Below are 26650 nucleotides of genomic sequence, written 5' to 3'. Positions count from 1 at the left end.
TGGTGTGCTGTTGCCACGTTCTGCACTTTTCATGTCCGTCTTATTCTGTTTGCTTATATTCCAAAGTTTATGGAATGTGGCAGCGGCATTTTGCGCCCATGAAAATCAGGAAAAGGCATTACATCATTTTGGTCATCATGCAGCGTTGAGTTATGAAGCTTCACAGCATAGCCATACGGAAAAGACAGATATCGTAGGGACTCATAAAGCTCCCTTAAACTTGTCCGATCATCATGACCATTTGCCTTCATGTTTTCATGTTGTGATTGTAGAAGCACAAGAAAAACTTGTTTCACCGTTAATACAGTCATCTGAGCCAAAACAACAATATTATTGGTCCAATTCTTATAAGTCCCCTCATATCTCTAAACAAGACCCGCCTCCTGTTTTAACCCTGCTATAGGTGGGGTAGCCGAAAATTAGCCCACCAGAAATATTATTTATTTCATAGGGTTATTTTATGTCTATTTTTTTATACGAAAAAAGTTTCGTTAGTCTGAGTACATCTTGGGTATTTAAATCATTAGTTGTTGCTGTTGCACTTTCAACTGGTGTCGTAACAAACGCAGCCAGTTCAAATCAGAACCTTGCTGAGAATACACAACCACAGCGTGTACAGAATGTTTTAACGTTTGAACAGGTGCTCGATCAGGTTAAGCAGTTTCAGACTCAAACAGGAATTTGGCAAACTCAACAAGATATCGCCGCGAGCAATATCAAACAGAGCCAGCTATGGGAAAATCCGACGGTTTCTGTACAGCAAACGGGTTTTAAATCTGGAAAAGATCAGGAATTAGAACTTGGGATCTCGCAAAAACTAGATATTTTTGGTGTACGTTCTGCAGCAAAAAAACTGGCAAGTGTTCAGCAAAATCAAGTTGAGTTAAATCAGGTTTTATATCAGGCTCAACTGAAGCTGGCGGTAAAATATTTATGGTCACAAGTATCTATTTTAGAGCTTGAACATGAAGTTGCTAAAGCCCAGTTAAGAACGAGTAAAAATCTTCTTGATGCTACCCGCTTACGCTTTCAGGCAGGCAGTATTGCTCAGGTTGATTTAGATCGAACTCTCATGACGCATGTTGAAAATCAGCGTTTATATCAGGAAGTTGAATTATCACTGAGTAGTGCTAAAAGAAAATTGGCTAACTTATGGGGTGAGACAGAAGATAACTTCACGTTACGTCCAGATATAAAAAGTGCGTGGCCTTTAAAAAATGAAGGTGATATCGATCAATACTTAAAACAGAATTTGTTAGAACAGTCCCTGCGGCTTCAAGCAATGCAACAAAATTCTGAAATTAATTATTTAAAGGCAAAAAATCGGCCTACGCCTACTGTAAATATGGGCGTGGTTCGTAGTAAAACCGTAGAAACGAGCAGTACCGAAAATCAGATCCGAGTAGGTATAGCGGTTCCTTTAAACATTTTTAATCGCCAGCAATATGCCCTAAGAGTTGCACAAAGCAAACTCGATTTAATTGACCAGCAGCAAAGCTTTTATAAAAAGCAAAGCGAGAATTCTATTCGTACTCTACAGTACGAGTTAGCGGGTTTAAAGCAGCAATATAATTTAATGAATGAGCAGCAAATCCCTTTATCAGAGACGGTACAAGAGAAAATGCTGCTTGGCTTTAAAGTCGGTAAATTTGCAATTACCGATGTTCAGCAATCTACCCTTCAATTACAAGAACAACGTTTGAAGAAAGTTCAACTCCTTAAATCTGCTTGGCAAAAAGCAATTGAGGCGGAAAGTTTAGCTCTCGGGATCGATCCAAATATGGTGATGTCTGGAGATGCATTAAATCAAATTAATCAAAATTTATGGCAAGACACCTATAACTTGCCGATAGTTGGAGGGGCAGAGTAATGTCAGTTAAAAAAATGAAAAACCAATGGCTTATTGCTATTTTGCTGCTGATTGTCTGCCTTACTTTAAGTACTTGGTTATTTTTCTCTGGAAAAAAACAGCCTAATACTGATGAAGGTGAAGAAGCGCATGCAGAGGGTGAAGCTGGTCATGAAGAATCTGAAAAAGAGGAAGGAAGTTTAAACCTGACTTCTAAGCAACTGGTTGAATATGGAGTGAAGTTAGAGCAAGTAGGACGTGGAGAAGTTGAACAGAGCCTCTCTTATCCGGCCAAACTCGTTGTAAATACAGACCAGCAAGCACATGTCTCTTCAACGTTTTCAGCACGTGTAGATAGCGTAAATGTTGCGTTGGGACAACAAGTTGAAAAGGGTCAGGCGCTTGCGACTTTATTTGTACCTGATTTGGTCGATCAACAAGCTAACTTAAGCATGGCGCAAGAAGCACTGACATTAGCCCAGCAAGATTATCAACGTGAAAAACAATTGTGGGAACAAGGGGTTTCAGCACGTCAAGATTACCAGCGCGCTTACAATGCATATCGTCAATCGCAAATTCAGGTACAAGCTGCAAATAGCCGTTTATCTGCATTGGGAGCGAATCGCTCAAGTAAAGGCCGATATGTTTTAACAGCACCTTTAAGTGGTGTAATCAGTAATAAAGATATTGTCATTGGTGAGCAAATTGGTCCTGAAAAACAATTATTTGTTATTGATCGCCTGGATCAGTTATGGGTCGAGTTTGTGCTACCAAGTGCAAATACCAATATTCAGCCTAATCAGGAAATTGAATTTAAATCGTTGCAAACGAACAATATTTTTAAAGCGCAGGTGCAAAGCCTAACTTCAGAAGCAGATACTCAAACTGGTCGTTTACAGGTTCGTGCCAAGGTACTAACACCTTCAAAAGAATTACGCCCTAACTTAATGGTCAATGTGTTACTGAAACAAAATAATGCAGCGACTGTATTACGGGTTAACAAGACAGCGATACAACAGATTGATGGAAAGAATGTCGTCTTTATTGCAAAACAGGAGAAGGACAAAATTCATTTTGCCCCTGTTGCCGTTGAGTTAGGCAATTATTCTTCAGATGCACAATGGGTAGAAGTTAAATCAGGAATTACTGAAAAACAGCAATATGTGACTCAAGGTAGTTTCTTGCTTAAGTCCGAACTTGAAAAAGGGGAGGCTGAGCATGGACATTAATAAACCTGATTTGCCAGAGGCTGAAGGTTTGTTTGATCGGATCATTCAGTTTTCAATTAACAACGCCATTTGGGTCATGATGTTTGTTATTGCTTGGATTGGTGTCGGAATTTATAGCTACCAAAAACTTTCAATTGATGCCGTGCCTGATATCACCAATGTACAGGTGCAGATCAATAGTCAGGCCAATGGTTTTACAGCACCTGAAGTTGAGCAAAGAATTACTTATCCGATTGAAAATGCCATGTCTGGTATTCCCAATCTGGAACAGACTCGTTCAATTTCCAGATATGGTCTTTCTCAGGTCACGATTATCTTTAAAGATGGTACTGACATTTACTGGGCAAGACAGCTGATTAACCAACGTTTACAAGAAGCTAAGAGTGCTTTACCAGATAGCATTGATCCGCAAATGTCTCCAATTTCGACTGGACTCGGTGAGATTTATCAATGGGTGGTAAAAGCAGAGCCAAATGCTAAAAAAGCAGATGGTTCAGCTTATAGCGCGATGGACCTGCGTGAAATTCAAGACTGGATTATTCGGCCCCAGTTACAACGTGTACAAGGGGTAGCCGAGGTTAATAGCATTGGTGGATATAACAAAACCTATGTGGTCTCTCCAGATCTGACACGGTTACAACAGTTGCAAATTCCACTCACCGACTTACAGGATGCGCTTCAAAATAATAATGAAAACCGCGGTGCTGGATTTATTGAAGAGAATGGTCAGCAACTCACAGTTCGTGTTCCGGGTATGCTGACATCGATACAAGATATCCAGAATGTTACGGTCGCCACTAAAAACGGTTTACCTATACGGGTTGCGGATGTAGCGTCAGTATCGATTGGTCATGATTTGCGTACAGGTGGTGCTACCTATAATGGACAGGAAACTGTTTTAGGTATCGCCATGATGATGATGGGTGAAAACAGTAAAACTATTGCTAAGGCGATTGACGACAAAGTTCAGGAAATTCAAAGATCACTCCCTCAGGGCGTGGTGATTGAAACAGTCTATGATCGTAGTAGCCTCGTAGATAAAGCGATTAAAACAGTAGCTAAAAATTTGATTGAAGGGGCGATTTTAGTCATCGTTATCCTTTTTATTTTTTTAGGAAACTTTCGCGCCGCTTTAATCACTGCTTGTATTATCCCATTGGCAATGCTTTTTACCTTAACAGGTATGGCGGAACAAAAAATCAGTGCCAACCTGATGAGTTTGGGTGCTTTGGACTTCGGGATCATTGTTGATGGGGCCGTTGTTATTGTTGAAAACTGTATTCGGCGTTTAGCTGAAGCGCAGCATTTAAAAGGTCGCTTATTAACACGTTCCGAACGTTTCACTGAGGTCTTTCTAGCGGCTAAACAGGCACGCCGACCATTAATATTTGGTCAGATCATCATTATGGTCGTGTACCTACCAATTTTTGCTTTAGCAGGCGTTGAAGCAAAGATGTTTCATCCTATGGCAATGACCGTTGTCCTAGCATTATTAGGAGCAATTATTTTATCTGTGACCTTTGTGCCAGCAGCAGTAGCTCTGTTTGTTACGGGTGAAGTGAAGGAAAAAGAAAGCCGCTGGATGATGATGCTGAAAAAAGGTTATGCAGGCTTACTCGATAAAGCTTATGCTTTCCGATATGTTGTTGTAACGGCAGCAGTCAGCATCTTGATTCTTACTGGTGCAATTGCAACAAGAGTAGGTAGTGAGTTTGCGCCTCAACTCAGTGAGGGGGATTTTGCCTTGCAACTCATGCGTGCGCCAAGTACTGGTATAGAGGAATCACTTAGGATTCAAGAGACCGTAGAAAAGCAGTTACTCAAAGCTTTTCCTGAAATTAAGGCTATTTTTGCAAGAACAGGAACAGCCGAGGTTGCTACCGATGTCATGCCTCCTAATATTTCCGATGGTGTTGTTTTACTAAAGCCACATGATCAATGGCCTAATCAGAAGGAAACGGTAGATGAATTGCGTACCAGAATGCTGCAATTCGTGAATCAGATTCCTGGTAATAACAGTGAATTCTCGCAACCCATCGAACTACGTTTTAATGAACTCATTTCAGGTGTCCGTAGTGATATCGGGGTGAAAGTTTTTGGGGATGATATGCAAGTCCTCAATCAGGAAGCAGAAAAAATAGCCCAACAGCTACGTAGCATTCCAGGTGCTAGTGAAGTCAAAGTCGAACAGACCGATGGTTTGCCATTACTTAATGTAGATGTTAATCATGCACTAGCGGCTCAATATGGATTATCAGTCAAGTCTATTCAGGATATTGTCGCTGCGAGTATTGGAGGACAGAGTGTAGGGCAAATTTTACAGGGCGATAGACGTTTCGATTTCGTGATTCGCTTACAGGAAAACATGCGTACGCCTCAGCAGCTAGCACAATTACCGATTCGCTTACCAAACGGCGGTCTGATCCAGTTACAAGACGTTGCCAAGGTTGAAAATATTCTGGGCCTTGCTCAAGTGAGCCGTGAAAATGGCAAACGCCGAGTGATTGTGACGGCAAATGTGCGTGATCGTGACCTTGGGTCTTTTGTACAAGAGATGCAAAGCAAACTGGCGCAGCAAAAGCTACCTAGCGGTTATTGGTTGGGTTATGGAGGACAGTTTGAGAATCTTGCTTCTGCCACTGCAAGAATGCAAATCGTTGTACCGATGGCGCTCATCATGATCTTTGTATTGCTGATGGCGGTATTTAGTAATTTTAAAGACAGCTTACTTGTATTTAGCGGAGTTCCTTTCGCTTTATCTGGTGGATTAGTCGCTTTGTGGCTGAGAGATATTCCGCTTTCTATGTCTGCTGGAGTCGGGTTTATCGCTTTATCAGGTGTTGCGGTATTGAATGGTTTGGTCATGCTCACATTCATTAAAGAGCTAAGAGCAACCCTAGATGTTCATGCAGCTACTTGGAAAGGTGCTGTACTGCGACTACGCCCTGTATTAATGACGGCATTTGTTGCTTCACTTGGTTTTATTCCAATGGCTTTGGCAACTGGAACTGGTGCAGAGGTACAACGACCTTTGGCAACGGTAGTAATCGGTGGCATTATTTCATCTACGATACTAACGCTGGTTTTATTGCCAGTCATTTATCGATGGATGAATGAAAGCAAGACGAATAAAGTTGAGCATTCATAATGTCATCGATTTGAGATATCTTTTTTGATGAAAAAGTTTGAGTCAGAAAAGTATTTGAAACAGGTAAAGGTAAGCATGAATTCATGGTTACTTTTACCTCACCATAAAGATAAATAATAAGGAGTCCGCAAAATGGGTGGACAACATGGTCATGACCATAGTCATGCTGTAGTGACTGAAGGTAATGCCAAGAAATTAACGATTGCCTTGGCGCTTACTACGACATTTTTAATTGTTGAGGTTATTGCAGGTTTAATCACACAAAGTCTGGCGTTGCTCTCTGACGCTGCGCATATGTTTACAGATGCAGCTGCTTTGGCAATTGCTCTGGTCGCAATTCAGATTTCAAAACGTCCCGCTGATAATAAGCGTACTTTTGGTTATCAACGCTTTGAAATTCTGGCCGCTTTATTTAATGCACTCATGCTGTTCGTGGTGGCAATTTATATTTTATATGAAGCCTATATCCGTTTCTCTAAGCCACCCGAAATTCAAAGTGTGGGTATGCTGGTTGTAGCGACTATTGGTTTAGTAATTAACCTCATTTCAATGAAACTTTTAATGTCGAGTGCCAATAACAGCCTAAATGTGAAAGGTGCTTATCTAGAAGTATTGAGTGATGCACTAGGCTCGGTAGGCGTTATTATTGGTGCAATTATTATTTACTTCACTAATTGGTACTGGATTGACACGCTTATTGCAGTACTGATTGGATTTTGGGTGTTGCCAAGAACATGGGTTTTACTTAAGCAAAGTATTAACATTTTGCTCGAAGGTGTACCCGAAGAGGTCGATATTGAGAAGCTACGTGCAGATTTACTTTCTTTAAATGGTGTTGAGAGTATTCACCAACTCAAAGTGTGGGCGATTACTTCTAAAAATATCCATTTAACCGTGCACTTATTTGCGCCTGAAGCTGATCGTACCAAGTTGTATCAAGATGCTGTTGAAATGCTTTCTCATGAACATGGTATTGGTGAAGTGACATTGCAAATTGAGGACGATGCCGAGATTAATTGTCAGCACATTGCTCAGCATGCTTCGCATAAACATGATGAAGCAGATAATGCACATTCACATCAGCATTAAGCTGATGTGAACAGTTTTTTTAAATTTCCCATTCGTTATTGCAGTCACGGCATTTCCAGTGTTTTTGTGACTGCATAAATGCTTGCATAGACAATTTAAAATCAGGCAAATCACGCCAGAACATAAAACCAGCCCCTACAGTAACCACAAATGCAACTACTGTTGCGATTTGAAGAGAACTACCTGCACCATTGCCAAAAATCCACATAAAGATGCTAATGACTACTAACAGTAAAAGCACAAAAATTGCAGGAATCAAGATAACCAGACTTTTAGGAACGACAGGTTTTGCGCTGTTCACGCCTTGGCTCACAGGCATAATTTTAACACTTTGACATTTAGGGCAACGATATTGCATGAGAACTCCACATTTAGTTTGAATCTATTCTAACGGAAATGTGCAGAAAGAAAAAAATTTGTAAGATATCGATGAAATGCGTTGAGTTAGCAGAAAAATTACTTATGAATAAACAAAGAAATATAAAAAACAGATGATTTATCCGTACACATAAAAATTAAAATAATATTGTAGAGCATGCTAATCTACAGAAAAATGAAGTGTGATTAGCACAATAAATGAGCTTAAATACTCGAATAGGATGTGGGATAAATATAAAAAGGAGAGAGGGACTTGGGTCAACAAGATGACAATAAGTCGCAGCCTACAACGACAGCATCGGTTTTAGCTACCCCAGATACCGCTAAACCGTCATTATCTCGTCGATTACTGCATAAGACATTGCAACATGCCCAAGATGCAGTTGGGTTTGCTAGCGACACGACACGTAATATTGCAGAGGTTGCTGATGCTGCTTTGGACGCACTCGATCAAGTAACTACTCATACACGACGTGGAGTTGTCGGAATGACAAATCTGGCAGCAGGTACTGTAAGAGATATGGTGTCTGAAACCAGTGAAACAGCACGCCAAGTCGCGTTGATTATGGCGCGAACTTTTTTGGGCAAAAGTACCTTAACGTTGTACTTACCCGAAATGTTATTAAATAATCAAATTCGTAAGCGCATTGATCGCTCCGAAATTGATGATATTAAAATTAAATGCGGCAATGACAGTTTCCAAGTCGAGATCGATGGGCATTATCATCGCTTCATGTATCGTTTGAGTTTAGATTTTAAAGTATTGGAATGTCGTATTGGGCAGGAAAAATTCTTACGTTTGCGACAAATGGATGAAAGTCTTGATGTTCAGATTCGACATGGCGGCACCTTGTCAAATTGGGCTGTGCGCCGTATTGGTCGAGTTGGTTTCGAAGTCGTAAATATGTTGCCTATTCCATCACTCATTAATCACTTGATTGGCGATATTCTCGGAATCCAACGCGATGGGCATCGCATGTGGTTTATTGACCTAGAGCAAGCAGGATTTATTGACTTTATTAACAACCGTTCATGGATGGTTGAAAAGCTTTTAAGTTTGACTGATTTTAGTATTTTACCGGGCTTGAATATTTTGAGAGAAAGTCGTGAGCTTGTGCAGCAGCTCGTAGATCAGTTTGAAATTAGAGGACTACGAGTGCAGTCAGGTCGCCTTGAAGTACAAGTGGGAATTGCGGGTTGAGAGAGCATATGAAAAGCTAATCATTGATTAGCTTTTCATTTTTTTAGGCAAGAAAAAAGCCACTGACGTTATGCAGTGGCTTTTTAGAATTTGGCGTCCCTACGGGGATTCGAACCCCGGTTACCGCCGTGAAAGGGCGATGTCCTAGGCCTCTAGACGATAGGGACTTATATGAGGCATACATCTGAAAAAATATTGGCGTCCCTACGGGGATTCGAACCCCGGTTACCGCCGTGAAAGGGCGATGTCCTAGGCCTCTAGACGATAGGGACGTTTCAGAGGTGGGCGTATATTAGGTCGATTTAATAAAAGTGTCAAATAGTTTTCTGAAGAAATATTAAAAAAAACAGTCAAGCGATTAAAAATAACTCAAATTGTAGAAAATATATACATTTAGCCCTCATTTTTCTGAAAAGGTTCAATAATTGCCTTTATAACCGACGGATGTTGTAAATATCCTAAAATCTCATGCGGCTGGTTGGCGAAAGTATAAATTTTCTGATTAATAATGGCAGGTTCAAAATTAAATGGGGCTTCACACAATGGAAATGCAGTCAAAAAATCATCCTGAGAGTAAAAATTAAACCAATCACCGTAAATACATGGCGGTCTAGAAATTGGACTCGGGAGCTTACTTTGAATCACGCGAAAAGATAAAGGGGAAGCTAGGGTGATAAAACGCTTAACTGAGAATTGATAAGATGGATCTGATAATAATTGGAAAGCGATAACTGAACCAAGAGAGTGTCCGACCACAATATAATCTTCGTCTTCTCGCATTTTCTTTAAAATTCTTTGATGTACTTCCTCCATAAACTCTGGGTTAGATAGATACATATAGGTTTCGATGAGGAATTGTTGAATCAAACTTTCATGCAGTTTAGGAAAGTTATTTAATAAAACAACTAGTTCTTTCAGTACACGATCTTTAACTAATTGAGAAGTCAGATAAAGCCGTTCTGAGAAGCTTTTATCAGTTTGATCGGTTGAGGGACGTAACAACGGAACAAATGGAGTGTGCTCTCTAGTCGGAGGATTACTTGGGTGTACGTTAATAGGGAAATAATTATTAAAAAATGATTTAGGTAATAACGTGTTAAGGTCTAATTGGTTACTTAATTGGTATTTGGTCATTAAGTCGCCATAAAAAGGCATGTGGATATGAAGATCGCGGATATTAACTCTGCAAGGCATTTGTTTTAGGCCGAGCTTAAACACTTTTAACCAATGCTCTTTCAAGCGATGTGCTGTGTAGTTTTGTTGATTCATCCCGTGGATAAATATAATTTTCATTCTATACAAGATTTTGTTTTTAATATAAATTTTAATCTACAACGGTATGTTATTTAAAACCAGTATATAGGCAAAAAAAAGTGTAGCTTTTTGCTACACTTTAATTGAATAACGACGGGTTTAGTCTTTATTGCGATAAAAAATAAAATAACTGACATAACATAAAGCTGTAAAAATAAGACAGCCTACAAAACCAGCGCGCATTTCAGGGTCTGCTGCCATACTCAAGCAAGTAATGAAACAGAAAACAAAACCTAAAATTGGCACAATAGGGAATAAAGGCGCAGCATATTGTAAGTCTTTAACTGTATGACCTGATTTATACCATTGGCGGCGGAAATTGAACTGGCTTAAACAAATGCTCATCCATACAATCACCATGGTAAAAGCTGCAACACCAAGCAGATTCTTAAAAATAGTCTCAGGTGCAAATTGCTCTGATAGCAAACCTGGAATTGCACCGAACATGGTTACAACTAGAGCAACGATTGGTGTTCCACTTTTTGATAAAGTCGCAAACACACTAGGCAGTAATTTTTGTTCTGACAGAGACCACATCATACGTGAAGCTGCATATAAGCCAGAATTTGCTGCTGAAAGTAGAGCTGTGATGATTACAAACCTAATAATGTCATCCGCATATGGAATACCAATATAATTAAATACCGTCACAAAAGGACTGCTACTTACACCGTCACCGCCTAAACCTGCAAGTTGGAAAGGAAGTAAAGCGCTAATAACAATGATGGTACCCACAAAGAAAATAAGGAGGCGCCAGATCGCGGCATTAATCGCTTTTGGTACATTTTGAGCTGGATCTTTTGTTTCGCCAGCTGCTACACCAATTAATTCGGTTCCTGAGAATGCAAAGTTAACAATTAACATGGTCGTAAAAATAGGAATTAAACCATGAGGGAACCAGCCTTGAGCCGTAAGATTGCTAAATAGTGGAGCAGTTTGGGCACCATGGAATGGAATTAAACCAAAAATTGCTAATAGGCCGAGCACAATAAAGGCAATGACAGTAACGACTTTAACAAGAGCCAGCCAAAACTCAGATTCAGCAAAAATACGCGTTGAACTAATATTTAAGCCAAAGATAGTAACTGCAAAAATAATTGTCCAAATCCACATAGAAATCTGTGGAAACCATTCTTGCATGAGTAGGGCTGCGGCAGTGAATTCGGTTCCAAGCGTTGCAGTCCAGGTGAGCCAGTACATCCAAGAAATCATATAGCCAGTACTTGGACTGATATATTTTTTGGCATAGGCACCAAAAGAACCTGAAACAGGCATGTGTACAGCGAGTTCTCCTAGGCAGAGCATGACCATGTAAGCGATCGCGCCACCAAGAATATAGGCAATAATTGCGCCAATAGCTCCAGTTTGTGAAATGACTTCCCCTGAACCTAAAAATAGACCAGTTCCGATCGCTCCGCCCAGTGATAACATCACAAGATGGCGAGTGCTCATGGCTCTTTTTAAAGGTGCAGTACTGTTCTGATGCTGATGAGCATCTAGTTGATTGTCAGATGGCTGCATATTACACATTGAGAGAATTAAGAAAGACGCTATTTTAGATAAAATAGACAAATGTGCAATCTAGAAAGAGATAAAGAATAAACAGTAAGGTGACGATAGAGTCTTTTTATAATTTTTAAAGCAGAATATGGCGTCCCTACGGGGATTCGAACCCCGGTTACCGCCGTGAAAGGGCGATGTCCTAGGCCTCTAGACGATAGGGACTTGATGAGGCAAACACAAAGGAGCGTGGTGGAGTCAAGCGGGATCGAACCGCTGACCTCTACAATGCCATTGTAGCGCTCTACCAACTGAGCTATGACCCCAGTTTGTGTGAGCGCAATCTTAGGGTGAATGCGCTCACACGTCAACAAAAAAATGAATTAAACTTCGCTAGTTGCGTCATTTTTCGGCAATTTTAAGCTCTCATTGAGTTTTTCCCAATTTTTAACTTCTTTCTTGCTCGGTCCGCCCACAATTTCTAAGGCATGACGTAAACGAGCGAAAGTTAAATCAGGCCCAAGCGTAACCATTGATTGCATCACTGGTGTTGAACTCGTTGAACCGGCAATTGCGATAAAGAACGCTGGCATGAAATCACGTAGTTTAATGCCCATCTGATTCGCAAGATCCATTAGGGTTTGGCTAACGGTGTCATTATTCCAAGTAAACTGACCTTCAAGACGCCAAATTGCAAATTGTAAACTTTGACGAACTTGCTCTTGAGTCAATTTTTTACTTTCAAACATTTCAGCAGTAATTTGTGGCATATGGTTAAAATAGAAACCAGCCCAATTCACAGCTTCTGAAAGTAAATTAATACGTGGTTGAATAGCGGCAGCAATGTCTTCCAAAGTGTTGCGATCACTCTTCCATGTTAATAAACGGTCTAATAGTTGACTTGGAGTTAACCCTTTGATCCACTGACCGTTAAGCCAGTTCAATTTTTCAACGTCAAAAATTGGTCCACCTAGTGATACACGCTGAATATCAAAGTTATCCATCATATCTTGTAATGTGAAAACTTCTCTTTCATCCGGCATTGACCAACCCATGCGGCCTAAATAGTTGAGTAAGGCTTCTGGTAATACACCGATATCGCGGTAGTAGTTAATTGATGTCGGGTTTTTGCGTTTAGATAGTTTTGATTTATCTGGGTTACGCAACAATGGCATGTGGCAAAGAGTTGGCATTTCCCAACCAAAATATTGGTAAAGCAACTGATGCTTCGGTGCAGATGGAAGCCATTCTTCACCACGCAATACATGAGTGATTTCCATTAAATGGTCATCAACAACGTTAGCCAAGTGGTAAGTAGGTAAGCCATCTGTTTTAAGAAGGACTTGCATATCGACTTGAGCCCAAGGAATTTCAACTTCTCCACGTAGCAAGTCGTTAAATTTACAAACACCTTCTTCAGGTACTTTCATACGAATGACATGAGGTTCACCCGCTTCAAGACGTCGAGTCACTTCTTCTTGAGAAAGTTTTAAACCGCGGCCGTCATATTTTGGTGTTTCGCCACGTGCTTGTTGTTCAGCACGCATTTGGTCAAGTTCTTCTGCGGTTGCGAAACAGTAAAAAGCATGACCTTTTTCAACAAGTTCTAATGCGTATTGCTTATAAATTCCCATACGTTCAGATTGGCGATATGGTGCATGTGGGCCACCTACATCTGGACCTTCAGACCAATTCAAACCTAACCAACGTAATGAATCCAAAATCATTTTTTCAGACTCTGGTGTAGAACGAAGTTGGTCTGTATCTTCAATCCTTAAAATAAATTCTCCGCCATGTTGTTTCGCAAAACACATGTTAAATAAAGCAATATAGGCTGTGCCAACATGAGGAAAACCGGTAGGGGAAGGTGCAATACGAGTACGAACTTTCATAGATAAAGGGTCAAAATAAAAATTGAAACTATTATAACGAAAAAGCCCAGTATTCTGACGTTTTATTTAACGTCAGGCTGGGCTAAAACTGAAACGAAGAGGGGGTGTTTCAGATTTTAAGAAGCATGGGGCTGAAAGATTGCCTGAACAAAACGTGAAAAACGTTCGTGTTGTGCAGCAAGAAAATTTTGAGTTGGTGTAACGCGAATCGTATTTAGAACTTTAAGCTCATCATTTGTAGAAGGTAACACAATAGGGTTACGTTTCTGCTGATCTAAAGCTTTTTCAATAAGAGAAGTCTGCTTCTCTGAACCAGTTTTGCTTGGAGTATCTTTAAGTACTGCTGCTGCAGAAAACTGTGATGCCAAACTCAGCACCAAACTTAAGCTTAAAGCTTTTCCATAATGAATTTTCATTGTTAATCATCCCCTCTGTTTCATTACATTTCATCTATTTTTTGAGTTTAACAAAATGTAAAATTACGGTAATGCTACGATTTAAACATAAATATTAATAAAAAAGTGGAACTGTGTCACACTTTTTACAAAATTTACCTATATTTTAAACTGGTCGACTCAAATGTAGACCCTATGTATCCTTTACGCTTCATTATTTAACAAATTAATGTGTAGATAAAGTGAAGGTCTAAAATAAGTTGTAAGAATAATTACAAAATTTTTCAAAAATGAAATAACTTAGACATTCTAAGCTATATATCTAAAAAAGATTAATAAAAAAGATATAAATATAAGTAATTGATTGTAAAAAATAAAATTAAAAATATAGTTAAACTAAAACGAATGATGGATTTTGTAAATGAAAAAAATATCAATAATAGCTGTCGCTTTATATGTGGGAATAGCAACAACAGCGGCTCAAGCAGCGACCTCTTTTTTAAATGTTTCTTATGATCCGACTCGAGAGTTCTATCAAGAATATAACCAAGCATTTGGTAAATTTTGGAAACAGCGAACAGGGCAAGACGTTGAATTCAAACAGTCACATGGTGGATCTGGCAAACAAGCCCGCGCGGTAGCCACAGGACTTGAAGCTGATGTAGTAACGTTAGCATTAGCGAATGATATTGATGAGATTGTGAAAGCTGGGTTTATTCAGCCGAACTGGCAAAAAGAATTCCCAAATAATTCTGCCCCGTATACTTCGACTGTCGTGTTTCTAGTACGAAAAGGTAACCCAAAAAATATACGCGACTGGAATGATTTAACAAAACCAGGTGTGGAAATTATCACTCCTAACCCTAAAACAGGTGGCGCACCGCGTTGGATTTATCTTTCTGCATGGGGATATGCATTAAAACAGCCAGGTGGAAATGACACTAAGGCTCGAGAGCTAGTTAAAAAACTTTATCACAATGTGAAAGTTCTAGATTCGGGAGCCCGTGGTTCACTTACGACATTTGCCGAACGTGGCATTGGTGATGTTTTGTTGTCTTGGGAAAATGAAGCTTTGTTGGCGACGAAAGGACCTGATAAGGATAAATATCAAATTGTTTATCCATCAATTTCAATTTTGGCTGAACCATCCGTAGCGATTGTAGATAAAACCGTAGATAAAGATGGAAACCGAACCTTGGCAAAAGGTTATCTGAACTTTTTATATTCACCTTTAGGCCAAGAATTGGCTGCTAAACATTATTTCCGACCGCGTAATGCTCAAGTGGCTGCGAAATATGCAGTGCAATTCCCAAAAATTAAATTATTTACCATTAATGATGTGTTCGGTGGTTGGGCTAAAGCTCAGAAAACTCATTTTGCAAACGGTGCTATTTTTGATCAAATTTATGATGGCAAGCAGTAAATAAAATGATCTAAAAACAATAGTCCAAAAAGAAAACTTAGAAGTTAAATATTCATAAAGAAAGTAAGCAAACTTAAAAAAGTAAGCTTGCTTTCTTTTTTTGCTTAAAAAATGCTAATAAAACGGTTTTATCTATGAAAAATTAATATTTTCCTACAAAAAGCCGTTTGGCGTTGGTCATAAACAAGGTGATAATGTGCAGTTACATTTTTACGCAATGATTTAACACCTATGTCGCATATTTCTGTCTTACTTTTTGAGACCGTTGAGAGCTTATTGGCAGATCGCACAACAGGGGTGTATATCGATGCAACCTTCGGACGAGGTGGGCATACACGTTTATTGCTCTCGAAACTTGATGAAAATGCACGAGTATATGCATTTGATAAAGACCCTCAAGCTTTGGAAGTTGCAGCTGCTTTGGCACAAGAAGACCCGAGATTTACCATTATTCATGCCAGTTTTGCTGATATTAAAGAAAAAATGCAGGAAATTGGTGTGGTGAGTGTTGATGGCATTATGGCTGACTTAGGGGTGTCATCTCCTCAACTCGACCAAGCTGAGCGTGGTTTCAGTTTTATGCAGGATGGTCCTCTAGACATGCGAATGGATAATTCTAAGGGGTTAACCGCAGCTGAGTGGTTACTTGAAATTGAAGAAGAACAATTAGCAAATATTATTTATCAATATGGCGAAGAACGTTATAGTCGACGTATTGCAAAAGCGATTAAACAAGCTGGAAAACTAGATACAACAGCCCAATTGGCAGAACTTGTTAAAACAGCTCATCCAAAGTGGGAAAAACATAAGCATCCAGCAACACGTACATTTCAGGCAATTCGTATTGCTATTAATAAAGAACTAGATGATATTGAAGTATTTTTACCACAAGCTGTAGACTTACTAAAACCAAAAGGGCGTTTGTCTGTGATTAGCTTTCATTCTCTTGAAGATCGCTTGATCAAACAATTTATTCAAAAAGAATCGACTTTGGCAGAAGATATTGGCTGGGGAATTCCTCAGCAACAGGTAGATACAAGAAGGTTAAAGAAAATTTCACGGGTTCGTGCGAGTGAAGAAGAAGTAAAAGCGAACCCACGTTCACGTAGTGCATGGCTTCGGGTTGCTGAACGCTTGGAACAAAAAGGCGCGTAATGAAAAGCAGTGATGAAATTGAAACCACCGAAAATAAAGTGGTGAAAAAAGTTGTGGCATACACCGTATTAGTGGCGCTTGTTTTTATCAGTGCCATGATGGTGGTTTTTCAAGTATTTGAATATCGTCATGATTATAGAGAGCTCAGCTCTTATATGCGTGAACGTGATGATCTCAATGCTGAATGGGGGCGTTTGCTTATTGAGCAACAAACCTTCGGTGCAACAGCACAGATTGGTACGCGTGCTGTAACCCAACTACGCATGTTTTCGCCACCTGCTGCAGAAACGGTGGTAATTTCTTTACCGATGACCTCAGAGCAAAATAAGTAAGGCCTTGCTGTATGGTAGATAAGCGAATAAAGCAAACACGGAAAAAACAGCAGTCTATTTCGGAAAAACCAACTCTTGCCTTCGATATGTGGCGGTTTTATCTGCTCTGGGCAACAGTATTGCTCTGTTTTGTTGTATTAATTGCACGTGCATTTTATGTGCAAGTGATTAATAAAGACTTTTTACAAAACAAGGCCAATGCCAATATTTTGCGTACGGAACGTATTGAGGCAATGCGTGGGGTTATTAGCGACCGTCATGGTGTGCCTCTGGCCATTAGTACGCCTATTATGAAAATTGTCATTGATCCACGTGATTACTTTGATACCAAGCATTTATATGACGAAATTACAGCCGAATTAAAAAAAGATCCGAATAATCGTAAGTTAAAACGACAATTACCAGATAAAAACTTAAACCTTGATGAGTTGGCGGATGTGGTTGGTTTAGATCGTGCAGATCTAAAAAAACAGATGAATGCGCGCCCACGTTCTCGTTATTTGGTTTTGAAAAAAGAAGTGCCGCCACAGCAGGCAGATCTCATTACAAAGGGTAACTTCCAAGGCGTTTATGCTGAGAAAACATATAAACGTTATTATCCTCAACCGCAGCCAAATGCTCAGATTATTGGTTTAACCAATAGTGAAGGCCAAGGGATTGAAGGCTTGGAAATGCAGTTGAATAAACAACTGTCTGGGGTAGATGGCGAACAAAAAATTATTCGTGATAAACGTGGTAACCGCTTAAAAGTTTCAGAGGTTATTCGTGAAGGTGAGCCAGGCGAAAACATCACTTTAAGTATCGACTCTCGTTTGCAATACATTATGTACCGTGAGTTGACTGCTGCTGGTGTCGCAAATAACGCCCGTTCGGCGACAGCAATTGCTGTAGATGTTAAAACAGGCGAAATTCTGGCTATGACCAGTTGGCCATCTTATAACCCGAATGATAAAAACGGTTTATCTAATAAAGATGCCATGCGTAACCGCGGTGCGATTGATATGTTCGAGCCGGGTTCTACCATGAAGCCTTTTACAGTTTCTGCTGCACTCGAAACTGGACAATATACGCCAAATACGATTGTCAACACTTCACCAGGTTCAATGCGTTTAGGCTGGCATACCATTCGTGATACGCATAACTATGGTGCTTTGACTGTCAGTGGCGTAATTATTAAGTCATCAAACGTAGGTTCGGCAAAAATTGCATTGTCACTTCCTAAAGAAACGTTACCAAGCTTCTTTAACCGTGCTGGCTTTGGTAAACGTTCTGCTGTGAAGTTCCCCGGTGAAAGCTCTGGTTTAGTACTTCCTGTAAGCAAATTAAACTCTTCCCAAATTGGTACCATGGCTTATGGTTATGGTCTAAATGCAACTATTCTTCAGTTGGCGCAAGGCTATGCAATGCTTGCAAACCATGGGGTAAAAATGCCTCTAAGTTTGCATAAACTCGATCAAGCACCTAAAGGTGAGCAAGTTCTTGCTCCAAAAATTGCTGATCAGGTTTTGCTTATGCTTGAGCAGGTGACGATGCCGGGCGGTACTGCAAAGCAAGCTAATATTCCGGGTTATCGCGTTGGTGGTAAAACAGGTACAGCTCATAAACTTCGTGCAGATCGTAAAGGTTATTCAAATAATGAATACCGTGCTTTATTTGCAGGCGTAGCTCCGATTAGTGATCCTCGTTTAGCGGTTATTGTAGTTGTTGAAAATCCACAAGGCCGTTATTACGGTGGTTTGGTTGCGGCCCCTGTTTTCGCACGAATTATGCAAGAATCATTGCGCTTAATGAATGTGCCGCTTGATAAGCCCCTTGATACTCCAGAAAATCCTATTCGCAGGTAAGCTATGTCTGTTTCTTTCCAAGAAATTAATCCAGTTGAGATCGATGCACAGTGGTCTAAACAGCCTTTTCAAGGCTTTAGTTTAGACAGTCGTAAGGTTGCGTCAGGCCAGATCTTTATCGCTTTGACCAGTTATAGCCAACCTGAAAAAACACGCGCTTTTGCTGAGTCAGCTTTAGCTAATGGTGCACTTGCCATTATTAGCGAGACGGAGTTGGGCGTAGCAAATGAGTGGGTGTGTTCTGATGTGCGTCAACGTATGGGTGAATGGCAAGAACGTTATTTACAGCATATAGATCCCGTAGTACCAGTGCGTATTATTGCAGTGACTGGTACAAATGGTAAAACCACAATTTCGCGTCTAGTGGCTGAATTAATTAGCTCTCAACAACAGCGCTGTGCTGTGATGGGTACTACAGGCAATGGTATTTTGCCAGACTTAACACCCTCAACGCACACTACGCTTGATGCTTTACAACTGCAAAATGCATTGCATGATTATGCAAAACAAGGTGCGACTTTTGCTTCTTTAGAGGCAAGTTCACATGGTTTGGAACAAGGTCGTTTAAATGGTTGTGCGATTGAGATTGCTGTTTATAGCAATTTGAGTCGTGATCATCTGGATTACCACGGCACTTTAGAGGCTTATGCAGAGGCTAAGGCTCTTTTATTCCGTTTTAGCTCTTTAAAAGTAGCTGTTATTAATTTAGATGATGAGCATGCTGCTCTCATGATCAATGCAGCAAAGCAAAATCCTGCTCAACCGAAAATTTTAACGTATTCACTTACTCAAAATACTGCTGATTATTATATTACTGACCTGAGTTACAGTTTAGCAGGAGCGACATTTAATTTAGTGAGCCCACAAGGTTCTTTTGCTGTGCAAAGTCCATTGTTAGGGCATTTTAATGTCGAAAACTTGGTTGCAGCTCTTATTGCTGCTGAGCAAGCAGGTTTTGATTTAAAAGCGTTAGTAGCTTTCGTTCCTAAACTAATTGGTGCCCCAGGTCGAATGCAGGTTATTCGTGATGGTGAGCGTTTATTTGTTGTTGATTATGCGCATACACCAGATGCATTAATTCAAGTGCTTAAAACCTTAAAACGTCATGTGTCTAATCAACTTTGGGCTGTATTTGGGTGTGGCGGGGACCGCGATCGCGGTAAGCGCCCATTAATGACTCAAGCAGCTTTAGACGGCGCAAATCCAGTTATTTTGACGTCGGATAACCCAAGAACAGAAGACCCTGAACAAATTTTTGCTGACATGAAGCAAGGAATCGACTTTTCAGGGCACCGTATGCATGAAATTCATGACCGCCGTGAAGCAATTAAATTTGTTGCACAGCAGGCTCAGGCTGGTGATATTGTTGTGATTGCCGGTAAAGGACATGAAAATTATCAAGAAATTAATGGTGTGCGTCACTGGTTTGATGATGTTGTTGAAGTGCGTTCTGCGATTGATGCACAACATCACACTGTAGACGCTGCTTACCCTGCACAATAGGACGAATTATGCATACTTCAACCACCAGTACCGTGCCTTTGGAACCGTGGACAGCTCAACAATTACAACAGGCAACACAGGGCTACTGGCATAAAGACCAGATCCCTCAAACTGAAATTAAACGTATTTTGACGGACTCGCGTCATGCGGAAACTGGGGATGCCTTTTTAGCACTAAAAGGTGAGCGTTTCGATGCGCATGATTTCGTTGCGCAAGTTGCTGCAAATGGTTGTCAAATAGCTATTGTTGAACGTCCGCTAGATGTAGATATTGAACAACTCGTTGTTGCTGACACCAGATTGGCTTTAGGGCAACTCGGCGCTTATCGCCGTGAGCAAAACTCACAATTAAAGGTGATTGCCTTAACGGGAAGTAGTGGTAAAACTACAACCAAAGAAATGCTGGGAAGTATATTGTCGCGCTTAGCACCGACACTAATCACCCGAGGGAATTTAAATAATGACCTTGGTGTACCAATGATGTTGCTAGAGCTTCGCAAAGAACATCAATATGCGGTGATGGAGTTGGGTGCAAGCCATCAAGGCGAGATTGATTACACATCAAAACTCGTTCAGCCTCATGTTGCGGGCATATTAAATATTGGTACAGCTCATTTAGGCGAGTTTGGTGGTCGTGAAGGTATTTGCCGCGCAAAATCGGAAATTTATCGTCACATTTTACCAAATGGCGTTGCAATCGTGCCGCAACAAGATGACTTCACTGCCGAAATTCTAGATGCTGCGAAAGCTCATCGTATTTCTACATTTGGTGTAGGAGGCGATGTCTATGCAACAGATGTGGAGTTATTGCCTCAATCAACGAATTTTATCCTTCATACACCACAAGGTAGTAGTGGAGTTAAGCTTCCTTTTGCGGGTGAGCATAATGTTCAAAATGCGACCGCAGCTGTAGCTTTTGCTTTAGCAATTGGTATTGGACTAGAAGATATTGTCCAAGGTTTAGAGCAAGCTCAAGGAGCGAAAGGTCGTCTTAACTTTATTCAAAAGTCACCTTACTTATTTATTGATGATACCTACAATGCCAATCCGACTTCTATGCGCGCTGCTGCACAAGTGTTGTTGCAGCAACAAGGCGTAAAAGTGATGGTCATGGGGGATATTGGTGAGTTAGGTAATAGCAGTTGGCAAGAGCATCATGATTTAGGTCGTGATCTTGCCGAACTCCCTTTAGATCATATTATTGCAGTTGGACAGTTCGCTCCAGCTGCTCTCGAGGGTGCAGACTCTCATTCTAATAAAGTGAAAGCATTTCAGACACAAGCTGAGGCACTTCCATTTTTAATCAATCTAATCCAAACACATCAACCCCAGTCCATGAGTTTCCTGTTTAAAGGTTCTCGCTTTACTCATATGGAAACGTTGATGGCTGATTTGATGGAGAAACTTTAAATGCTGTTATGGTTGTTTGAACAACTTGCGGGCTATCACAGCTCGTTTCAGGTCGTTCGTTATTTAACATTACGTTCTTTACTCAGTGTATTAACTTCACTGACCATTGGTCTGGTCCTTGGACCGATCATGATTCGTAAATTACAAGCGTTAAAATACGGTCAGGCAGTAAGTTCGTTTGCTCCTGAAAATCATGCTAAAAAAATGGGTACACCAACGATGGGTGGAATTTTAATTCTGCTTTCAATTGGTATTAGTACTTTGCTATGGGCTGATTTATCTAACCCTTATGTCTGGATTGTGCTTGGTGTAATGGTTGTATTCGGTGCTGTAGGCTGGGCAGATGACTGGATTAAAATTCGCTATAAAGACAATGCAGGTTTACCCGCACGTAAGAAGTTTTTCTGGACTTCTGTTGCATCGCTGGGTGCTGGTATTGCGTTATATTTAATTGCAACTCAACAGTCCAATGCAGAACATACGGCAAACATGCTGGATTTATTGATTCCATTCTTTAAGAATCTTTCAATTCCACTCTCAATTGTTCCTTTAGGTTTGGCATTTATTGTATTTACCTATCTGGTGATTAATGGTGCTTCTAACGCTGTTAACTTAACAGATGGTTTAGATGGCTTGGCAATTATGCCGGTTGTCATGGTGGCTACAGGTTTAGGCGTATTTGCTTACTTGTCTGGTGACATCCGTTTCGCTAACTATTTACATATTCCATATGTGAAATATACCTCTGAACTCGTAGTAATCTGTTCTGCCATGATTGGTGCAGGTTTGGCATTCCTTTGGTATAACGCGCATCCTGCTCAAGTATTTATGGGTGATGTCGGTGCTTTAGCTTTAGGTGCGATGCTTGGAACAATTGCAGTTATGGTTCGTCAAGAAATCGTATTTGCAATTATGGGTGGTGTATTTGTAATGGAGGCAGTATCTGTATTCTTACAAATTGGCTCTTTGCGTATGCGTAATAAACGTGTGTTCTTAATGGCGCCGCTGCATCATCACTATGAAAAGCAGGGCTGGAAAGAAACGCAAGTTGTGATTCGTTTTTGGATTATTACAATTATATTAGTAGTTTTAGGTCTAATGACTTTAAAATTGCGATAGATCTTATTTTAGTGTCAATATAAAGCCAGTTCTACTGGCTTTTTTTATTGGAGAGGTGAATGACAAAAGTTGCTGGTCTAGACCAATTATCGGTGATTAATCAAAAAGTAGTTGGAGAGGGCGAGGTATTACCTCAAGTTGTACTTAAAGATGGAAGTCAGGTTCAAACAGGAACTGTAGCAACAATGCTGCACAATATTGAATTATACAATGCAGGGCAAAGAGGACAAATTGAGGAAGAGCTAAAGATCGCAATTCCAACTTTAGTCAAGGTAGGTCTGTTTGATTTGTTTCAGGTAGATGAATGGATTAATGGTACAAATGCAGGTCGCACCTTTGTTGGACTACACGCAAAGACTTATTTACAACAAAAAGAACAAGAGAATAATTAAACGTGGCTAAGCAAGTTTTAATGTGTCCTGTGTGTCGTCAGTCCCTGAATTTAACTGAACGAACTTGGCGATGTGAGCAGGGACATAGTTATGATGTAGCTAAACAAGGCTATGTCAATTTACATGTGGTGCAACATAAACATAGTAAAAACCCAGGGGATACGCCCGAGTCAGTCGATGCGCGACGAGCTTTTTTGCAAGGTGGTTATTATCAGCCATTACAGCAAGCTGTAGTCGATTTATTAAAGCAACTAGATGTAAAAGCAATACTCGATATCGGATGTGGTGAGGGCTACTATACAAGTGCTATGCAGCAAGTTGTTGAACAGTGTGTTGGAGTTGATATTGCAAAAAACGCGGTACAACGTGCGGCAAAGCTCAACACTGAAGTAACTTGGGTGGTGGGAACAGGAGCAACTTTACCTGTATTGGATAGGAGTATGGATGCTTGCACCAGTTTATTTAGCCCAATTCCGCAAGCAGAAATTGCGCGTGTTTTAAAAGATGATGGCTATTTAATTGTTGTTACGCCTGCTTCTGAACATTTGTATGCCATGCGTGAGGCTTTATTTGAGCAAGTTAATCCTCACACACCAGAAAAGTTTGTAGAGCAACTAAAAAATTTGTTTGAGTTAAAGCAAGAGCAAATTATTGATGCGCCTTTTGTGCTCGATCAACAAGCCCTAAAAAATCTGATTGCTATGACACCTTATGCTTATAAAGCCTCTCCTGAGCGCCGTTCGCAGTTAGAGCAGCAGTCACAATTAGAAATAACTGCATCTTTTCAAATTTATGTCTTTCAGAAGCGCAATAAAAAAGCCATCTAACGATGGCTTTTTCTATTATTCAATCTGATTAATCAGATTTTCTAATTCATCTTTTTCTCGCTTAGGAGCGGACTCCTGTGAAGGTCTCATGGCAGGAGGCGCAGCTTTTGACGGAATAACAATTTCTTCACCTGGTAAATCGGAAAAGTCATTGTCATTGCTTAATTTTGGTTGTGGTGGTGCTGGTCGATAGAGCGGACGTGCTAGTGGCGGAGCCGCACGATAAGTTTTCTTATCAGTTACTTCTGTCACGGTTTCTTGTTGGTCACGTGAAATAGGACCTTTAGCATCTTTATCTAAACGGACCCAAGCTGCTGGCGTACCTTGCAATGCTTGACCCATAAAGTTAATCCAGATCGGCAATGCAGCAATACCACCATATTCACGACGGCCAAGCGTAGTCGGTTGGTCAAATCCAACCCATGCTACAGTCACTAACTTGCCGTTGAAGCCTGCAAACCATGCATCTTTTGCATCATTCGTAGTACCTGTTTTACCACCTAAATCACTACGGCCAATTTTAAGTGCAGCACGACCTGTACCATGCTCAATTACATCACGTAAGATGTTCGCCATATCATAAGCAGAGCTTGATTTTAAAATACGTTGAGCTTGGCGATATTGACTGTTGTTTTTGTCAGTCTGTTTAAGATTAAGCTGCTTAGCTGCGTTTTCTTTCTGTTCTATATCTTTATTCGTAACCGCAATGACTTCATCATCAGTTGTTTTAGGTTTTTGCTCATCATCCGTTGTGTCAGGTGCATTAATACATGGAATACATGCGTATTCTGGTTTGGCTTCATAAATGACTTTGCCGTAAGCATCTTCAATACGTTGAATGAAATGTGGTTGAACACGGTAACCGCCGTTTGCAAACGTTGCATAACCAGTTGCCATTTGAATTGGTAATACTTGAGGAGTACCTAAAGCAATGGTGTAGTTGCGAGGAATTTGATCTTCTTGTAAACCGAAATCCATAAATAATTGGCGAGTACGTTCAATCCCTACTGTTTGTAGAAGTCTTACTGATACGGTATTACGAGACAAATATAAAGCACGACGTAATGGGATCATACCTAAGTAACGCCCATCAGAGTTTCGCGGTGTCCATTTGCCAATCGTAATTGGGCTATCATTCACCATACTATAAGGTGTCATACCTCTTTCTAATGCTAAAGCATAGAGGAATGGCTTGATTGTAGAACCCGGTTGACGCCAGCCTTGTAAGGCACGGTTAAACTTGGATTGGTAGAAGTTGTAGCCACCTACAATTGCTTCAATTGAACCATCATTCGGGTTAATTGCAATGAGTTGACCTTGAACTTTTGGAACCTGAACTAAAGACCATGCGGTTTTATTATCGTTTGGGCGTAAACGAACAATATCTTTAACTTTAACAATTTGGGACGCACGTGAAGGAGCGCCACCTACGCTATTTGCATTGCGATAGGGGCGTGCCCATGACATGCCTGACCATTGAACCGTAACGGTTGAGCCATCTTGCATTAATGCTTCAAAAGAGCTGCTATTTACCTTAGTGACTTGTGCAGGATAAGTGTTGGCATATGCTCTAAATTCAGTTAACGGTTTGTCATGTGCTTCTGCACCACGCCAGCCATGGCGACGGTCATAAGCTTCAAGGCCATCTTGCACAGCTTTTTCTGCAATCGCTTGGCGTTTAGCATTAATTGTTGTGTAGACTTTATAACCAGAATCAATGGCTTGTTCACCGAAATGCTTTACAAGTTCTGAACGAACCATTTCCCCAGCATAGGGATGAATATTATTTAAATCCCGATTGGGCATATTTAAATTGATCGGCTCTGCAACTGCTTTTTGATATTCTGCTTGAGAAATATAACCCAGCTGTAACATACGGCCTAAAATCCAGTTGCGTCGTTCGAGTGCGCGCTCAGGATTAACTACAGGGTTATATTTAGATGGTGCTTTGGGCAAACCAGCGATCATCGCCATTTGAGCAATGCTGAGCTCATTAATGCTTTTGTTGTAATAAATTTTGGCTGCTGCCGCGATACCATACGCATTTTTCCCTAAGAAGATTTTATTCACATAGAGGCTGAGAATTTCTTCTTTAGATAAATTTTGCTCAATTTTTCGAGCCAAAAAGATTTCGGTTATTTTACGTTTTAGGGTTCTTTCTGGACTCAAATAATAGTTCTTTGCAACCTGCATGGTGATCGTTGAACCACCAGTTTGCACATCTGAACCCGTCACACTTTCGCTCAAAGCACGACCTAAACCTTTAAAACTGATCCCGCTATGTTCAAAGAAAGAAGAGTCTTCTGCTGCTAAAAATGCATGAATAAAAGCAGGGGGAATTTGTTTGTATTCAACCGGAATAGAAAGCTTACCACCGTACTCGGCAATCAGTTGATTGTCTGAAGTGTAGACCTGTAATGGTTTTAAAAGGGGAGCTTTTTTTAGTGAACTCATTTCTGGAAGCGATGGGGCGATATAGAGATACATGCCATAAAAGCCCATCGGAAGTGAGACTAAGATAATAATAATGATCAAAAAAATTGGACGCACGAAGCCCAAACTGGATAGCTTTTTCATGATAAGTAAGCTTTAATAAGATCGAATACAAACTAATTGTGGTCAGTATAGCCTTTAGACATGCGGATTGTTAG

Annotated in this window: 21 protein-coding genes and 4 tRNA genes; 15 read left to right on the top strand and 10 right to left on the bottom strand. The window is 40.4% G+C overall.

Going from position 1 to position 26650, the window contains the following annotated elements; genetic code table 11:
- Positions 1-10: 10 nt before the first annotated feature.
- From ACTJJG_RS03415 to ACTJJG_RS03395, 5 genes are all read left to right on the top strand, one after another.
- A complete protein-coding gene (locus tag ACTJJG_RS03415) occupies positions 11-403 on the top strand; it encodes a cation efflux protein, CzcI-like (protein ID WP_002116733.1) in 393 nt (130 codons plus the stop codon).
- 57 nt (positions 404-460) lie between these two features.
- The gene (locus tag ACTJJG_RS03410; protein ID WP_069120221.1) at positions 461-1870 is read left to right on the top strand and encodes a TolC family protein; all 1410 of its coding nucleotides are present in this window, start codon (positions 461-463) and stop codon (positions 1868-1870) included.
- Positions 1870-3078 carry an efflux RND transporter periplasmic adaptor subunit gene (locus tag ACTJJG_RS03405; protein ID WP_044424943.1) on the top strand — a complete coding sequence of 403 codons (1209 nt, stop codon included), beginning with the start codon at positions 1870-1872 and terminating at the stop codon, positions 3076-3078. Before ACTJJG_RS03410 ends, ACTJJG_RS03405 begins: the two co-directional genes overlap by 1 nt.
- Entirely contained in the window at positions 3068-6226 is a 3159-nt protein-coding gene (locus ACTJJG_RS03400; RefSeq protein ID WP_017400513.1) for an efflux RND transporter permease subunit, read from the top strand. The genes ACTJJG_RS03405 and ACTJJG_RS03400 overlap by 11 nt, the downstream gene beginning before the upstream one ends.
- A gap of 132 nt (positions 6227-6358) precedes the next feature.
- Entirely contained in the window at positions 6359-7315 is a 957-nt protein-coding gene (locus tag ACTJJG_RS03395; protein WP_002116718.1) for a cation diffusion facilitator family transporter, read from the top strand.
- Between the two features lie 19 nt (positions 7316-7334).
- Here the strand turns inward: ACTJJG_RS03395 and ACTJJG_RS03390 are convergent, their stop codons facing one another.
- Positions 7335-7673, bottom strand: coding sequence for a hypothetical protein (locus tag ACTJJG_RS03390; protein ID WP_002117013.1), 339 nt, complete (start codon positions 7671-7673; stop codon positions 7335-7337).
- A 273-nt stretch (positions 7674-7946) separates the two neighbouring features.
- Here ACTJJG_RS03390 and ACTJJG_RS03385 point away from each other — a divergent pair, with 273 nt between their 5' ends.
- Entirely contained in the window at positions 7947-8894 is a 948-nt protein-coding gene (locus tag ACTJJG_RS03385; RefSeq protein WP_372552659.1) for a hypothetical protein, read from the top strand.
- 91 nt (positions 8895-8985) lie between these two features.
- Here the strand turns inward: ACTJJG_RS03385 and ACTJJG_RS03380 are convergent.
- The 8 genes from ACTJJG_RS03380 to ACTJJG_RS03345 form a co-directional block, all read right to left on the bottom strand.
- Positions 8986-9061: transfer RNA gene (locus tag ACTJJG_RS03380), tRNA-Glu, on the bottom strand.
- A 29-nt stretch (positions 9062-9090) separates the two neighbouring features.
- Positions 9091-9166: transfer RNA gene (locus ACTJJG_RS03375), tRNA-Glu, on the bottom strand.
- Between the two features lie 121 nt (positions 9167-9287).
- On the bottom strand, positions 9288-10187 hold the full coding sequence (locus ACTJJG_RS03370; RefSeq protein ID WP_080779836.1) for a PGAP1-like alpha/beta domain-containing protein: 900 nt from the start codon (positions 10185-10187) through the stop codon (positions 9288-9290).
- A 120-nt stretch (positions 10188-10307) separates the two neighbouring features.
- Positions 10308-11729 carry an amino acid permease gene (locus ACTJJG_RS03365; protein WP_044425093.1) on the bottom strand — a complete coding sequence of 474 codons (1422 nt, stop codon included), beginning with the start codon at positions 11727-11729 and terminating at the stop codon, positions 10308-10310.
- Between the two features lie 128 nt (positions 11730-11857).
- A tRNA-Glu gene (locus ACTJJG_RS03360) sits at positions 11858-11933 on the bottom strand.
- Between the two features lie 25 nt (positions 11934-11958).
- A tRNA-Ala gene (locus ACTJJG_RS03355) sits at positions 11959-12034 on the bottom strand.
- Between the two features lie 57 nt (positions 12035-12091).
- Positions 12092-13600: a glutamate--tRNA ligase gene (gene gltX, locus ACTJJG_RS03350; protein WP_044425090.1), complete on the bottom strand. Its 1509-nt coding sequence runs from the start codon at positions 13598-13600 to the stop codon at positions 12092-12094.
- A 116-nt stretch (positions 13601-13716) separates the two neighbouring features.
- Positions 13717-14016 (bottom strand): hypothetical protein, encoded by a 300-nt coding sequence (locus ACTJJG_RS03345; protein WP_002116889.1) that lies wholly within the window; start codon positions 14014-14016, stop codon positions 13717-13719.
- 400 nt (positions 14017-14416) lie between these two features.
- Between ACTJJG_RS03345 and ACTJJG_RS03340 the strand changes: the two genes are divergently transcribed.
- The 9 genes from ACTJJG_RS03340 to ACTJJG_RS03300 all read left to right on the top strand — a co-directional run bounded on the left by ACTJJG_RS03340 (position 14417) and on the right by ACTJJG_RS03300 (position 23999).
- Positions 14417-15418, top strand: coding sequence for a sulfate ABC transporter substrate-binding protein (locus ACTJJG_RS03340; protein WP_032057238.1), 1002 nt, complete (start codon positions 14417-14419; stop codon positions 15416-15418).
- Between the two features lie 231 nt (positions 15419-15649).
- A complete protein-coding gene (gene rsmH / locus ACTJJG_RS03335; protein WP_032063185.1) occupies positions 15650-16573 on the top strand; it encodes a 16S rRNA (cytosine(1402)-N(4))-methyltransferase RsmH in 924 nt (307 codons plus the stop codon).
- Positions 16573-16905, top strand: a complete 333-nt coding sequence (gene ftsL, locus ACTJJG_RS03330; protein WP_002116847.1) for a cell division protein FtsL — start codon at positions 16573-16575, stop codon at positions 16903-16905. Before rsmH ends, ftsL begins: the two co-directional genes overlap by 1 nt.
- Positions 16906-16916: 11 nt before the next feature.
- Positions 16917-18749 carry a penicillin-binding protein PBP3 gene (ftsI, locus tag ACTJJG_RS03325; protein ID WP_017400506.1) on the top strand — a complete coding sequence of 611 codons (1833 nt, stop codon included), beginning with the start codon at positions 16917-16919 and terminating at the stop codon, positions 18747-18749.
- Positions 18750-18752: 3 nt separating this feature from the next.
- On the top strand, positions 18753-20252 hold the full coding sequence (locus ACTJJG_RS03320) for a UDP-N-acetylmuramoyl-L-alanyl-D-glutamate--2,6-diaminopimelate ligase (protein WP_032063184.1): 1500 nt from the start codon (positions 18753-18755) through the stop codon (positions 20250-20252).
- A gap of 8 nt (positions 20253-20260) precedes the next feature.
- The gene (locus ACTJJG_RS03315) at positions 20261-21661 is read left to right on the top strand and encodes a UDP-N-acetylmuramoyl-tripeptide--D-alanyl-D-alanine ligase (protein WP_032057242.1); all 1401 of its coding nucleotides are present in this window, start codon (positions 20261-20263) and stop codon (positions 21659-21661) included.
- Positions 21662-22780: a phospho-N-acetylmuramoyl-pentapeptide-transferase gene (mraY, locus tag ACTJJG_RS03310; protein ID WP_002116751.1), complete on the top strand. Its 1119-nt coding sequence runs from the start codon at positions 21662-21664 to the stop codon at positions 22778-22780. It abuts the gene before it with no gap.
- Positions 22781-22839: 59 nt separating this feature from the next.
- The gene (locus tag ACTJJG_RS03305) at positions 22840-23172 is read left to right on the top strand and encodes a DUF7709 family protein (RefSeq protein WP_002116981.1); all 333 of its coding nucleotides are present in this window, start codon (positions 22840-22842) and stop codon (positions 23170-23172) included.
- 2 nt (positions 23173-23174) lie between these two features.
- Complete coding sequence (locus ACTJJG_RS03300; protein WP_080777164.1) at positions 23175-23999, top strand: putative RNA methyltransferase; 825 nt, start codon at positions 23175-23177, stop codon at positions 23997-23999.
- 15 nt (positions 24000-24014) lie between these two features.
- Here the strand turns inward: ACTJJG_RS03300 and ponA are convergent, their stop codons facing one another.
- Positions 24015-26576 (bottom strand): penicillin-binding protein PBP1a, encoded by a 2562-nt coding sequence (gene ponA, locus ACTJJG_RS03295; RefSeq protein WP_032057246.1) that lies wholly within the window; start codon positions 26574-26576, stop codon positions 24015-24017.
- Between the last annotated feature and the right edge of the window lie 74 nt (positions 26577-26650).

The organism is Acinetobacter sp. 22512 (genome assembly GCF_052044755.1).
Lineage (GTDB): Bacteria > Pseudomonadota > Gammaproteobacteria > Pseudomonadales > Moraxellaceae > Acinetobacter > Acinetobacter pittii.
Note: the sequence above shows the minus strand (reverse complement) of the source record. Positions and strands in the feature narration are given on the sequence as shown.